General features: G+C 70.1%; 11 protein-coding genes. 6 read left to right on the forward strand and 5 right to left on the reverse strand.

Annotated features, from left to right (window positions below; genetic code table 11):
• Positions 1 to 72: 72 nt before the first annotated feature.
• Complete coding sequence (locus QYS60_RS21145) at positions 73 to 576, reverse strand: MarR family winged helix-turn-helix transcriptional regulator (protein WP_371384180.1); 504 nt, start codon at positions 574 to 576, stop codon at positions 73 to 75.
• A 194-nt stretch (positions 577 to 770) separates the two neighbouring features.
• On the opposite strand from QYS60_RS21145, the gene QYS60_RS21150 reads away from it, so the two are divergent.
• Together QYS60_RS21150 and QYS60_RS21155 are read left to right on the forward strand one after the other, a co-directional pair.
• The gene (locus QYS60_RS21150) at positions 771 to 2,159 is read left to right on the forward strand and encodes an MFS transporter (protein ID WP_193788748.1); all 1,389 of its coding nucleotides are present in this window, start codon (positions 771 to 773) and stop codon (positions 2,157 to 2,159) included.
• A gap of 148 nt (positions 2,160 to 2,307) precedes the next feature.
• Positions 2,308 to 2,610: a DUF1540 domain-containing protein gene (locus QYS60_RS21155; RefSeq protein WP_003939370.1), complete on the forward strand. Its 303-nt coding sequence runs from the start codon at positions 2,308 to 2,310 to the stop codon at positions 2,608 to 2,610.
• A 13-nt stretch (positions 2,611 to 2,623) separates the two neighbouring features.
• On the opposite strand, the gene QYS60_RS21160 is transcribed toward QYS60_RS21155, so the two are convergent.
• On the reverse strand, positions 2,624 to 3,217 hold the full coding sequence (locus tag QYS60_RS21160) for a TetR/AcrR family transcriptional regulator (protein WP_371384181.1): 594 nt from the start codon (positions 3,215 to 3,217) through the stop codon (positions 2,624 to 2,626).
• Between the two features lie 92 nt (positions 3,218 to 3,309).
• Between QYS60_RS21160 and QYS60_RS21165 the strand changes: the two genes are divergently transcribed.
• Both QYS60_RS21165 and QYS60_RS21170 read left to right on the forward strand, forming a co-directional pair.
• Positions 3,310 to 4,785 carry a flavin-containing monooxygenase gene (locus QYS60_RS21165; RefSeq protein ID WP_371384182.1) on the forward strand — a complete coding sequence of 492 codons (1,476 nt, stop codon included), beginning with the start codon at positions 3,310 to 3,312 and terminating at the stop codon, positions 4,783 to 4,785.
• A gap of 41 nt (positions 4,786 to 4,826) precedes the next feature.
• The gene (locus tag QYS60_RS21170; RefSeq protein WP_371384183.1) at positions 4,827 to 5,669 is read left to right on the forward strand and encodes a DUF427 domain-containing protein; all 843 of its coding nucleotides are present in this window, start codon (positions 4,827 to 4,829) and stop codon (positions 5,667 to 5,669) included.
• A gap of 10 nt (positions 5,670 to 5,679) precedes the next feature.
• On the opposite strand, the gene QYS60_RS21175 is transcribed toward QYS60_RS21170, so the two are convergent.
• The 3 genes from QYS60_RS21175 to QYS60_RS21185 are packed head-to-tail and all read right to left on the reverse strand — an operon-like array spanning position 5,680 to position 9,777.
• Positions 5,680 to 6,783, reverse strand: a complete 1,104-nt coding sequence (locus tag QYS60_RS21175; protein WP_371384184.1) for a CapA family protein — start codon at positions 6,781 to 6,783, stop codon at positions 5,680 to 5,682.
• 51 nt (positions 6,784 to 6,834) lie between these two features.
• Complete coding sequence (locus QYS60_RS21180; RefSeq protein ID WP_371384185.1) at positions 6,835 to 8,166, reverse strand: diguanylate cyclase domain-containing protein; 1,332 nt, start codon at positions 8,164 to 8,166, stop codon at positions 6,835 to 6,837.
• 57 nt (positions 8,167 to 8,223) lie between these two features.
• Complete coding sequence (locus QYS60_RS21185) at positions 8,224 to 9,777, reverse strand: succinic semialdehyde dehydrogenase (RefSeq protein ID WP_003939364.1); 1,554 nt, start codon at positions 9,775 to 9,777, stop codon at positions 8,224 to 8,226.
• Positions 9,778 to 10,152: 375 nt separating this feature from the next.
• Here QYS60_RS21185 and QYS60_RS21190 point away from each other — a divergent pair, with 375 nt between their 5' ends.
• Positions 10,153 to 11,457, forward strand: coding sequence for a hypothetical protein (locus QYS60_RS21190; protein WP_371384186.1), 1,305 nt, complete (start codon positions 10,153 to 10,155; stop codon positions 11,455 to 11,457).
• Between the two features lie 343 nt (positions 11,458 to 11,800).
• Complete coding sequence (locus tag QYS60_RS21195) at positions 11,801 to 12,910, forward strand: alpha/beta hydrolase fold domain-containing protein (protein WP_371384187.1); 1,110 nt, start codon at positions 11,801 to 11,803, stop codon at positions 12,908 to 12,910.
• The last annotated feature ends 300 nt before the right edge of the window (positions 12,911 to 13,210 follow it).

Here is a 13,210-nt window from a genome sequence, read left to right on the forward strand (position 1 = left end):
CGTGGACATTGACGTCAATGTCAACGATCGGGACCGAACCGGTCCGAGGCCCCTCCCGGGCGGTTGCGCCGGTCAGGACCCGCCGTCGCCCTCGCTGCGGGACGGGGACGGTCCGCGCGAACCCGCCGGACGGGGCCAGGGGTGTCCCGTGAGGCGCTCGATGTCGGTGTTGAACCGTGCGAGCCAGCGAGCGAACTCGGCGACCTCGGACGGATCCCAGTCCACCAGCACCCGCTCGAGGCCGGCGACGGAGCTGGCGCGTTCGTCGTCGAGACGACGGACCCCTTCCGCGGTGATGCGGAACTTGCGCGCGATCCCCCCGTCGGGGTCGGGGATGCGCTCGGCGAGGCCGGCCTTGAGCAGCGCGGCCGTCTGCCGGTTCAGCGTGGACGCGTCCAGGCCGAAGGCGTCGCTGAGCTGGCCGATGGACATCGGTCCCTGCACGGCGAGTCGGCTGAGCACGGTGTAGGCACTGCGGTCGAGCCGACCGGCGTCCCGGCCCTTGGGCCCGAAGAGGTTCAGGTGCCGGCCGAGCAGCATCATCTCGAACTCGATCGAGTGCGTGGGCTTGTCCATGTGTCTCTTCCGTCGGCGACAGCGTCCGTCCTCATTATCCGGCCGCTGATCGCCGCCAAATGTGCATAATGCATACTCTGTGTGTAGTACACATTGCGAGGCGCAGGCCCGCGCCCGGAGGGAGAACCCGCGTGGACGGATCGACAACGGCCACGGCACCGCCCGTACCACCCTCGGTGCGACCTGGCGCCCTGGTGGGGGTGCTGGCGTTCACCGGCATCGTCGCCGCACTGATGCAGACGCTGGTGGTGCCCCTCATCGCCGATCTGCCCGCCATCCTGGGCACGACGTCGTCGAATGCGTCGTGGGTGATCACCGCGACGCTGCTCGCGGGTGCGGTCGCCACGCCCGTCACCGGACGCCTGGGTGACATGTACGGCAAGCGGAGGATGCTGCTGATCTGCACCGTTCCACTGGTCGCGGGCTCGGTGGTGTGCGCGCTGTCGTCGTCGCTGCTGCCGATGGTGGCGGGCCGGGCCTTGCAGGGCGTCGGTGTGGGCCTCATCCCGCTGGGTATCAGCGCCCTCAAGGACCTGCTTCCCCCACACCGCCTGCACTCGTCCATCGCCTTGATGAGTGCGTCCATGGGCATCGGCGGGGCCCTGGGCCTACCGGTCGCGGCGGCAGTTGCCGAGCACGCGAACTGGCGGGTGCTGTTCTGGGCCGTCGCGGTGCTGAGCGTCGCGATCTTCGCGCTGCTGTGGGTCGTGATCCCCGAGATCCCGGTGCACGGCAGAGCCGGCAGCTTCGACGTCGTCGGGGCGATCGGGCTCGGCATCGCCCTGGTGTGCCTGCTGCTCGCCGTGTCCAAGGGCGCCGACTGGGGGTGGACGAGCACGACGACACTCGATCTGTTCGTCGCCGCCCTCGTCGCACTGCTGCTGTGGGGCTGGTGGGAGCTGCGCCGACCGCATCCGCTCGTGGACCTGCGGGCCACCGCCCGGCCCCCCGTGCTGCTGACCAACGCCGCCTCGATCGTGGTGGGCTTCGGGATGTACGCGCAGTCGCTCATCGTGCCGCAACTGCTGCAGCTGCCCGCCGAGACCGGCTACGGCCTCGGCCAGTCGATGCTGGCCATGGGCCTGTGGATGGCACCGGGCGGCCTGGTGATGATGGCCGTGTCACCGATCGGCGGCAAGCTGTCCGCGACCCGGGGCCCGAAGGTCACCCTGCTGGTCGGCTGCCTGGTCATCGCCGCCGGGTACGGCTCGTCGCTGCTACTCATGGGCTCGACGTGGGGTCTGATGCTCGTCGTCTGCATCTGCAGCGCCGGGGTCGGCTTCGCCTACGGGGCCATGCCCGCGCTGATCATGGGTGCGGTGCCGCAGTCCGCGACGGCCTCGGCGAACAGCGTCAACGCCCTGATGCGCGCTGTGGGTACCTCGGTGTCGGCCGCGGTCGTCGGCGTGGTCCTGTCGCAGATGAGCGTGCAGGCCGGCGGCTACACCCTGCCCACCGAGGCCGGGTTCCGCACCGGGATGCTCATCGGTTGCGGTGTCGCCCTGGTCGCCGCAGCTGTCACCTTCGCCATCCCCGCCCGACGACCGGGCCTCGAGCCGGTGCACGAGCCCGCCCGGACGTGAGCCCACGGGTATTGCGCAACAGCGACGTATCCGAAATGGGCGGCGTATCAACGACATCCGTCGGCCGATCGACCTGTCCGGACGCCTGGCGCGGCACTAGCATGGTGGTCAGCCCTCAGTGGACAACCCCCTTCGGGAAGGTTCGATCATGACCACGATGGAAATGCCGCACGTCACCGAGTGCAGCGTCAGCACCTGCTCCTACAACCACGACGGCTGTCACGCCTACGCCATCAACGTCGCCGGCCACAACGGCAGCGCCGACTGCGAGACGTTCATCCCGCTGTCGACCAAGGGCGGCCTGGACACCGTCACCAGCATGGTCGGCGCCTGCCAGCGCGCCGACTGCGTGCACAACCAGGATCTCGAGTGCACTGCGAGCGAGATCCGGGTCGGTGGCAGCGGCAGCGGCGAGCACGCCGCCAACTGCCTGACCTATCAGGCCCGCTAGCGGGTCGAACCGGTCATCGTCCCACTCCCAGCACCGCACGCACGGCGCCGGTGAGCGCCGCGGCCGGCAGGTCGGGGCTGATCGCGCGCTGCAGGCCGAGGCCGATGCCGAGCCCGAGCAGCATCGTCGCCGCCTGTTCGGGCTCGACCGCCGGTTCGAGGCCGAACCGGGCGGCGAGCGATCGGATCAGCTCGGCGATCAGTGTCCGCACCCCGGCGGCACCGGCCGCGATGCGGGAACGGATCAGTTCGTCGTGCCGGGAGCGCACCGAGAACTCGATCTCGAGGAGGGTCCACCTCCGGTCGCCGATGGTGCGCTCGGCCCAGGCGCCGAAGGCGGCCACCGAGTCGTCGAGCGACGCACCGCCCTCGAGCGTCGCGGCGATCTCGCCCATGCGCTCGGCCCGGATCCGGTCGAGCACCGCGAAGCACAGCTCGTCCTTGTTGCGGAAGTTCGAGTACACCGCGCCCTTGGAATAGCCGGCGTCCTCGGCGATCTGCTCGAGCGACGCCGCGGAGTAACCACGGTCGAGGAAGTGCTCGGTCGCCGTGGCCAGCAGATCCTCGCGTGTGCGTGCCTGAGTCTGCTGCCGGGTCTGTCGTGCCACGGCTCGACGGTACCGGAGCGACCTAAATTCGGATACTGTGGTTATCCGAATACCGTCGGTATTCGGATCGGACGCGGACGAGAGGCAACGCAATGGGCGAACACCGGGTGGTGGTGATCGGCGCCGGGATATCCGGCATCGGCGCGGCGATTGCCCTGCGACGGCGCGGCATCACCGATTTCGTCGTCCTCGAGAAGGCCGAGAGCCTCGGCGGGACGTGGCGTGCCAACACCTACCCGGGCTGCGCGTGCGACGTGCCGTCGCTGCTGTACTCGTACTCCTTTGCCCGGAACCGGGACTGGAGCCGCCTGTTCGCCGGGCAGCGGGAGATCCGCGACTACATCGAGCACACCGCCGACGCACAGGGCGTGACGTCCCACGTCCGGTTCGGAGTCGAGGTCCTGAGAGCGGACTGGGACGACGTGGACGCGCGCTGGACGATCACCACCACCGCCGGCACCGTCCGGGCGCACTTCCTCGTCGCCGCCGCAGGGCCGTGGAACGAACCGCTCGTGCCCGAGATCCCCGGTCTGTCGCAGTTTCCCGGCGAGGTGTTCCACTCCGCGCGCTGGAACCACGACTACGACCTGCGCGGCAAACGCGTCGCCGTCGTCGGCACGGGCGCCTCGGCGGTCCAGTTCGTCCCCGAGATCGCACCCGACGTCGCACGCCTGCACCTGTACCAGCGGACGGCGCAGTGGGTGCTGCCCAAACCCGACCGGCACCTGTCCGCGACCGAACGCCGGCTGCTCGCTCGCCTGCCGGGCGCGCGACGGTTGGTCGAGACGATCGAATACGGCCTGATGGAGGCCCTCGGCCTCGGCTTCCGGCACCCCTGGATCATGCGCCGGCTGCAGTGGATCGGTCGGGCCCAGCTCCGCGCCCAGGTGCGCGACCCGCGGCTGCGCCGGGTCCTGACGCCCGACTACACCCTCGGCTGCAAGCGGCTGCTCATGTCCAACACGTACTACCCGGCCCTGACCCGGCCCAATGTCGAGGTCCACCCCGCAGCGGTACAGGAGATCCGCGGCTCCACCGTGATCGCCCGGGACGGCAGCGAGACCGAGGTCGACGCGATCGTCTTCGGCACCGGTTTCCACATTCTCGACATGCCGATCGCGGGCCGGGTCTTCGACGGGCAGGGCCGCAGCCTCGACGAGCACTGGCAGGGCAGCCCGCGGGCCTACCTCGGCTCGTCGGTCGCGGGCTTCCCCAATGCGTTCGTCCTGCTCGGACCGAGCCTCGGCACCGGCCACACGTCGGCCTTCCTGATTCTCGAAGCCCAGCTCGACCACGTCGTGACGGCGATCGACACGGCCCTGCGCGACGGCTGGCGCACCCTCGAGGTGCGCCGGGAGGCCCAGGACGCCTTCGACGACGAGGTTCAGGCCGCCCTCCCGGGCACCGTCTACAACTCCGGCGGATGCCGCAGTTACTTCTTCGACGTCAACGGCCGCAACAGCTTCAACTGGCCGTGGTCGTCGGCCGCGCTCCGGCGCCGGGTGTCGGCGTTCGACCCGGACGTCTACGCCGTCACGCGCGACGACGAACGCGTGCCCGCCGGGTGATCCGGGCCTCGGCGCACGTATTGCCGGCGTACCGTCGGGGCATGGCCCGCAGGTCCGCCGTCCGCCGCCGTCCACCCCCGTCGGACGGTTACCTGTACGAGCCCAGTGAGCGGCGGATCCGCGGAACGTGGGCCGGCCACACCGTGATCGACACCGTCCGCGCGCTGCTGGTGTGGCCGCCCGGCCACCCCGTCCCCTTCTACCTGTTTCCCCGCGACGACGTGCGCACCGATCTCCTGTCGCCCGCCCTGGTACCGGGCGACAGGAACGACGTCGGGCAGTGGTTCGACCTGACCGACGGCGAGACCCGGTCGCCCGCCGCGGCGTTCGGGCTCGACGTCGCGGGGCTCGAGGAGTACGTCGGCTTCGAATGGTTCGGTCACCAGAGGCCGGGCATTCAGCACCCCGGCGGGCCGGGCATTCAGCACCCCGGCGGGCCGGGCATTCAGCACCCCGGCGGGCCGGGCATTCAGCACTGGTACGAGGAGGACACGGAAATCTTCGTTCATCCCCGCGACCCGTATCACCGAGTCGATGCGCTGCCCAGCAGCCGGCACGTGCAGGTGTCCGTCGCCGGCACGATTGTCGCCGACACCCGCACGCCGGTGCTGCTGTTCGAGACCCGGCTGCCGGTGCGGTACTACCTCCCGCCCGCGGACGTCGACTTCTCGGTGCTCGAGGAAACGGACCTGCATACCTCGTGCCCCTACAAGGGCACGGCCCGGTACTGGACCTTCACCGGATCGCCGCGAGTCGCGAACGTCGCGTGGGCGTACCCGGATCCGATTCCCGCCGTCGCACCGATCGCCGGCCACGTCGCGTTCTACAACGAGAAGGTGGACCTCGTCGTCGACGGTGTGCCCGTGCCGCGTCCCGGCGGGTGACCACGCGGTCTCAGCAAGCGATCCGGATCCACGGATCGTCGTCCCCGGGCTGCAGGCGGGTGCCGAAACCGGCAGACGCCTCCTCGAGCGTCGCGCGCAGCCACCGCTGCTGCGACTGCGTGACGTGCTCGAGCCGTATCCGCCGCGCCCGCACCGGCAGGATCCGCATCTCCTGCAGCTCCGGTGTGTCCGCGTCGAAGGTGACGAGGTACAGCAGCCGCAGTTCGTCGTGGAAGCGTTCGTAACCGCCGATGCCCTCGTAGTCGTTGATCAGGTCGCCGCACCCGTAGAGCACGGGCCTGCCGCGGTAGATCTCCAGCGGGCGCGGATGATGGGACGAGTGCCCGTGCACGACGTCGACGCCACCGTCGACCAGCCGGTGCGCGAACCGCACGTGCGCGTCCGGCACGGCGTAGCCCCAGTTGGACCCCCAGTGCACCGACACCACCGCCACGTCGCCGGCCTCACGGTCGGCGTCGATCCGGGCGAGCAGTTCGTCGGCGCCCGCCTCCGACACCGGCAGCAGGGCCACGCCGGGCCGCGTCGGCGTGGCGGCCCACGAAGGAGTGATCCCGCTCGACACCGCACCGACCGACCACACCCGGACCCGGGACGATCCGACGGGGACCGTCGCCGGCTGCCGTGCCGCCCGGTCGTCGCCGCCCGCACCGGTGAGCCGCAGTCCCGCCGCCGTGAGGACCTCGACGGTCTCGCGCAGACCGCGGATGCCGAAGTCGAGCACGTGATTGTTGGCGAGTGTGCACACGTCGACTCGCGCGACGGTGATCACCTCGACGTTCGCCGGGTTCATCCGGTAGTGGATGCCCTTGTCCGGCGCGTAGTCCCGCGACGTGGTCACCGATGTCTCCAGGTTGACGATCCGCACGTCGGGGGCGCATTCGTCGAGCACGGGCAGCGCGACACCCCACGGCCAGCCGAAATCCACCGGCCGCGGGATCACCCCGCTGTGGGTCTCTGCGAGCTCGACGTAGTCCCGGGCGTCCTTCACGTAGGACTCGCGCAGCCTCGGCCCTCCGGGGTGCGGGAGGATCTGGTCCACGCCCCGGCCGGTCATCACGTCTCCGGCGAGGAACAGCGTCACCGTGCGCGGCACACAGGAAAGGGTAGTCGCCGAACCCGGATCCGCGTGGTCACCGAGGGGCGGTCATCGGGATACGTAACTGGGCTGTTCGGTGACGTCGCCGAGCACCACCAGGGTCGCGAGGGTGTTCTCCCACCGGATCCGGGCGGCGCCGACCGTCGCCTGCACCACCGTCCCGTCCGGCCGGCCGAACTCGCACAGTTGCCCGGTCCGGTCGTGCAGCGAGCGGACGGTGACGGCCCCGTCGGGCCATGTGCCGCCGGTGAGGATCTCGTTCAGCGGCCGATTCTCCACCTGTCGGGCGTCGACACCGAACAGCGCGGCGAAGGAGGGGTTGGCGTAGGCGACGGCCCCGCCGTCGCGCACGGCGAGGATGGGGACGGGCAGCAGGTCGAGGACATCGGGCAGGGGCAGTGGGGCCAGCCGGTCCGGCAGGTGAGCCCAGGCTGCGGCCTTGGCCCGGTACAGATCCATGTCGGCGTCGTGGTACAGGTCCATGGGGTCGCCCACGACGCCGGCTGCGACGCCGAAACTGACCGGTACGGGATTCGCGCGGGCCATGTTCTCGAGCACCGCGCGCCCTTCCTCCTCCCCCGTGTCCGGGAGGACGACGAGGAATTCGTCGCCACCGAGTCGGGCGAGGATCCCACCGCGTGGCACCTGCTGCGCCCACGCCTCGGCGGCATCACGGAGCAGGGCGTCCCCTGCGGGATGCCCGTGCTCGTCGTTGAACGCCTTGAACCCGTCGACGTCGAGCAGGCCGAGGCAGACCTGGTTGCTGCGGTCGCGTGGCCGTGAACGCAGTTCGAGGTCGAGGCCGGCGCGGTTGCGCAGCCCGGTGAGCGGATCCCGGGTCGCCGCGTTCACCAGCAGGCGCCCGACGGCCCCGAAGATCGCTCCGGAGCCGAGCAGGGCGGCGGCGACGATCACGTAACCGACCCACAGCAGGCGCGTCGGGGCGACGGCCGCGGCGGCGAGGGTCGCCGTGGTGAGCGCCCCGATCCACAGGACGGCCTGCCGCGGCGGCCAGAACGCCGCGAGGTACATCGACAGGAACATCGAGCCCATGACGCTGATGAGGATGCGGGAGGGGTCGACGTGGAACGCGATCACCGCCGGCATCGCGGCGACCGCGCATGCGGTGGCGGCGACGATGGGGATGCGTCCCAGACGCCGTGGTGCCCACCGCAGGATCGCCAGCCCGGCGATGCCCAGCGCCAGCGCCGAGGCCATGCCGACGAAGCTGCCGGATCGGGTGATCGTCGGATCCAGCAGAGCCGCAAGGATTCCTACTGCAACAAGTCCTGTGCTGACCGCCAGGTACCACGCGAGCAGACGGCGCCGCTGGACACGGAGATTCTCCGTCGCACCGTGCAGCACCTGGCGATCGCCCACACCCGAATTATCCCGTTCGTCGCACCGTTCGTGTCCGGCTCGGGAAAATGCGCGGCGTCACCGGCCCGGCAGCCACTGCATCGCCTTGACGAACGGCGGCATCACCTTCGACCACAGCTTCGGCGGAACCCCACGGGGCCCACCGAGGTTCATCACCCGGGTCGTCGCGATCGTCTGCGGCTCGGTGTACTTGAGCAGGCCTTCCGCGCCGTGGCGACGGCCCATGCCCGAGATGCCCATACCGCCCATCGGTGCGTCGGTGCTGCCCCATGCGGGTGCGTAGCCCTCGTCGACGTTGACGGTGCCGGCCCGCACCCGCGCCGCGATCGCCTCGCCCTGCGCCTTGGTGCCCGCCCAGACACTGGCGTTGAGTCCGTACTCGGTGTCGTTGGCGCGACGGATCGCTTCCTCGACGTTGTCCACCGGGTACACCGACACGAGCGGGCCGAACGTCTCCTCCCGATAGCACTCGGCGTCCTCGGGGACGTCGGTGAGCACCGTCGGCTCGTAGAACAGGGGGCCGAGATCGGGCCGGGCCTTGCCGCCGGCAACGACGGTGGCACCCTTGGCGACCGCGTCGTCGACATGCCCGGAGACGGCCTTGACCTGCGTCTCGTTGACCATGCTGCCCATCTCGACGCCGTATTCGTAGCCCGGAGCGAGGGTCATGTTCCGCACCCGCTCGCCGAGCATGCGGATGAACTCGGGGGCGACGGACTTCTCGACGTAGATCCGTTCGATGGAGATGCACAGCTGTCCGGAGTTGGAGAAGCACGCCCGCACGGCGGCGTCGGTGACCTCACGCAGATTCGCCCCTGCGGTGACGATCATCGGGTTCTTGCCACCGAGCTCGGCGGAGAACCCGATCAGGCGACGGCCCGCCTGCTCGGCGAGGAGGCTGCCGGTCTGCGAGGAGCCGGTGAACATCAGGTAGTCGGCGTTCTCGACGAGGGCGGTGCCCACGACGGAGCCGGGTCCGGGCACGACGGCGAAGAGGTCGCGCGGCAGGCCCGCCCGGTAGAGCAGTTCGACGACGGCCAGCGCGCAGTAGGGGGTCTGGCTGTCGGGCTTGAGGACGACGGCGTTGCCGGCGAGCAGCGCGGCGACGGCGTCGGAGACGGCGAGGGTCATCGGGTAGTTCCACGGCGAGATGACCCCCACGACCCCCTTCGGGTGGTAGTGCACGGTGGTCTTCGTCAGACCGGGCAGCATGCCCGTGGCGCGTCGCGGTCGCAGCACCTTCGGCGCGGTGCGCGCGTAGTAGCGCGCGGTGAGGGCGATGTCGAGGACCTCTTCCTGCGCCGAGGCGCGAGCCTTGCCGGTCTCGGCCTGGGCCATGTCCATCAGCTCTTCGCGGTGGGCCAGCACCAGGTCGTGGTACCGATGGAAGATCTCGGCGCGTTGCTCGACGGAGCGGCGCGCCCAGTCGGCCTGCGCGACGCGAGCACGCTCGATGGCGGCTCTGGCGTCGTCGGCGGTGCCGACCGGGACCGTCGCGAGTTCACGACCGGTGAAAGCCTCCACGACCGAGCGGGTGGGACGGCTCGCCGCGTCCGGGATGGCGATGAGCTCGGCCAACCGTGCGAAGGTGGCGGCGCTGGGAGCAGGCATGTCGAACCCCTACTGGTGAGTAGTTCTGGCAGTTACACCAACCTACCGTGTGGCGTGGCGCTTGTCACAGGGCGGACTGGTCCTCGCTCGTCCACCCCGCCGAACTGGGGAAATGGGTTCTCCTGCCACTCGGCACCTCCCCCGCGCCGACACGGGTTCGCGTTTCGGACGGAGCCGAACTCGGAGGCGCTCGGGGCGTCCGGTGCCGGGATTCAGCGGGGTGGGTGAGGGACCCGTTCCGGCACGACCGACCTTCCTCGAGTCTTATTCTGGAGTGCACGGGGGTGACGAGGAACAGCATGGCCAGGTGCAGGTGCGGCCGACGCGGTTGACGTTCCCGCAGAGATGTTCCGCCGACGCGGAGGGGCTCTCCGGGTGACCGAGTGGCAGTTCGAGGATCTGACCGCCCTCACGGGGGCGCCGACGGCATTGTCCGAGCCCGTCGCCTTCGTATCCGAGGCGGCGGGTAGCCAACACATCGTCTACGCCGCCTGCGACGTCGTTCCGGCGGGCGGGCCGCCGGGAGCGACTCCGACGGTGTCGTCCATTCGCGAGTTGCGGTGGGACGGCACCGGCTGGCACGACGCCGATCCGACCGCTGCCACCGGCGCCCCGCCCGGCTACCCGGCCACCGGTCACGCGTTCGACGCGGGCGGCAGCCGACACGTCGTCTACACCAGTCACCCCTACGACGGCCGCATCCACGAGCTGTGGTCGGACAGCGCAGGCTGGCACCACACCGACCTGACCGCCGCCACCAACACTCCGCCCGGGATCCCGACCACCAGTTACACGCGCGAGGACCAGGGCAGCCGGCACGTCATCTACATCAACGACAGCGCCGGGCCCGAGATACACGGCATCAGTCCTGATCGGCACGTCCGAGAGCTGTGGTGGAACAGCGTCGGCTGGCACCACACCGACCTGACCGCCGCCGTCGGCGCCCCGCTGCTGGCGCCTCTGGCCGGCTACGAATTCCGCGCACACGGCACGGCACACGTCGTGTGCGCGAGCCTGAACGGTCACATCTGGGAGCTATGGCAGGACATCCACGGTTGGCATCTGCACGATCTGACCGCTGCCACCGGCGCCCCGGAACCGAACTGGTCGTACTGGCTCTCCGGGTACGCATTCGACATCCAGTACACCCAGCACGTCGTCTACATCGGCCGCGCGGACGGCCACCTCCACGAGCTGTGGTGGGACAGCGCCGGCTGGCACCACACCGACCTGACCGCCGCCGCGGGCGCCCCTGCCGTACCCGTCGAGCGCAGCGCGGAACGCACTCGACGACTGACGAGCTACGCGTGTGCGGCCTGGTACACCCGGCACGTCCTCTACCCCGGCGCCGAGCCGGACGGCGAACACATCCACGAGCTGCGGTGGGACAGCACCGGCTGGCACCACACCGATCTGACGGCCGCCACGGGCGCCCCGCATCTGGACCGCGGCCCGATCGGCTACGTCTTCGACCCGCCGTACCTCCGGCACGCGTTCGGTCCCGAGCACACCCAGCACGTCGTATTCACCTCGCGCGACCCCGGATACGATCCCTCCGGGAAGAGCCACATCTGCGCTCTCTGGTACGACACCTCCACCGAGATACCGATGACGCTGCCGCTGCCGCCGTGGTTCACACCGCCACCTCTGCCGCCTCGAACCAAGGCACCACGACAGTGAGCCGGCGGAATCCGATCAGCGTTCCATGAATGGGCGGCACGCAGGATCGAATCACGATATCCGGCAGCGCTTTCGAGCCATTGTCGTCACAGGCGGCACGCCTGGAGCAGTTCGATGTCCGAACTCTCCTGCGCCATACCCGGAGCAGAAATGACGCTCGAGGGCAGACCGACGCCCCGTCGAGGTTCACGAGGAGGGGGAAGTGGATACTCGGGACAGCGCGCAACTCGCGAATACCCCAGCGGACGGAAAAGGTCATACCCGACACGGGTTTCGACGACGACTGCTGGCGGTGACAGCGGTGGGGTGGGCAACCGTCGGCCTACTCCTTGGGCTCCTAGTCGTGCTGGCCACCCCGGCCGTGGGCTTGTGGCCGAGCCTGGTCCTCATGTATCTCGCCGTCCTCGTCGGCGGGTACAGCCTGCTGCTCGGTCTTTTCGCCGTACTCGGCCTCGGCCTGGCCGCTCTCGCGCGTCGTTCCGGGCTACGCAGGACCTCGCTCGTGGCGGTGGTGCTCGGCGTGGTGACCGTGGCGCTGTCCCCGGTGCCCGTGGCTCAGGGATGGCGCACCGCCTCGCAGGAGGACGTCCCGCTCTTGTTCTCGGAATACTTCTCCCTCCCCTCCTTGGGCAGTCCGCTCGAGACCGTCACGTACGCGCGGCCGGAGGGCGAGGAGCTCATGCTCGACATCCGCCGCCCGCCGCCCGAAGGTCGTGAAGCCGGTCCGGAGCCGCGACCGGCGGTGGTCACAGTGCACGGCGGCGGAGGGGTCACCGGCAGCCGCACCGAGGACGTCCTCTGGAGCGCGTGGCTCGCCGAGGAGGGATACGTGGTCTTCAGCATCGACTACCGGCTCGGGCAGAGACCGCTCGGGCAGGAAGTGACCGCCGACGTGAAATGCGCGGTCGGCTGGGTCGAGCAGAATGCGGACCGCTACGGCGTGGACCCCGACCGTATCGCTCTCCTGGGCCGCTCCGCCGGCGGCGTCGCCGCCCTGCTCGCGGCCTACGACGACGGCGACCCGCGGCTTGCGCCGAGCTGCGACGTCCGCGACACCGGCGTCGAGGCCGTGGCCGCCTTCTACGCAGCCACCGACCAGGGCGGTCTCGACGAGTGGCGACCGCCGTGGTGGAGGCCGAGCCTCGGCGACGAGTACGACCCCGCGGGAGACCGCACCGAAAACGAAGCGGGGCCCTTCCTCTTCACCTCGCCGACATCTCACGTCGACCCGGCGGATCCGCCGACGTTCCTGGCTCAGGGTGGTGCTGATCAGGTCACTCCGCCGGAGCAGGCCGAGCTGCTGGCGAACCGGCTGGAGGACGAAGGCGTCCCCCACCGCCTCGTCCGGCTGCCCGAGGCCAGGCACGGGTTCGACGGAGCCTGGGGTGGCTGGGACACCCAGATCGTCCGCCACGAGCTCCGCGAGTTCCTGGAGAACGAACTCGCGGATTGATCCCTGTTGTCGAGCACGGAAGTGCCGGCGAGGAATTGGCCGAGACCATCTGTACCACCACCCAGCCGAACGACGCACCGTGCCGGGCTACCGCCCGCCCGTGACGAACACGTCGGCCAGGGCACCGGCGGCCGCCCCGTGATCGTCCTCATCCCTCCCTGCGGTGCACTGTTCGGCAGTTCGAAGGCTGACCGATCCCGGTCTGGACGCCAGACCCGATACCGCTGAGGTCGAACCGTCGTCGTCGGGGACGACGCTGCCGTCCGATGCGATCACCGGGCTGGTGTACACGTATCCCAT

The organism is Rhodococcus sp. GXMU-t2271, from assembly GCF_041414735.1.
Lineage (GTDB): Bacteria > Actinomycetota > Actinomycetes > Mycobacteriales > Mycobacteriaceae > Rhodococcus > Rhodococcus indonesiensis.

Bases quoted from the DNA above. Each gene is read 5' to 3' on its own strand.
- QYS60_RS21145 (WP_371384180.1), bottom strand. From the start codon at position 576: ATGGACAAGCCCACGCACTCGATCGAGTTCGAGATGATGCTGCTCGGC.
- QYS60_RS21155 (WP_003939370.1), top strand. From the start codon at position 2,308: ATGACCACGATGGAAATGCCGCACGTCACCGAGTGCAGCGTCAGCACC.
- QYS60_RS21165 (WP_371384182.1), top strand. From the start codon at position 3,310: ATGGGCGAACACCGGGTGGTGGTGATCGGCGCCGGGATATCCGGCATC.
- QYS60_RS21170 (WP_371384183.1), top strand. From the start codon at position 4,827: ATGGCCCGCAGGTCCGCCGTCCGCCGCCGTCCACCCCCGTCGGACGGT.
- QYS60_RS21185 (WP_003939364.1), bottom strand. From the start codon at position 9,777: ATGCCTGCTCCCAGCGCCGCCACCTTCGCACGGTTGGCCGAGCTCATC.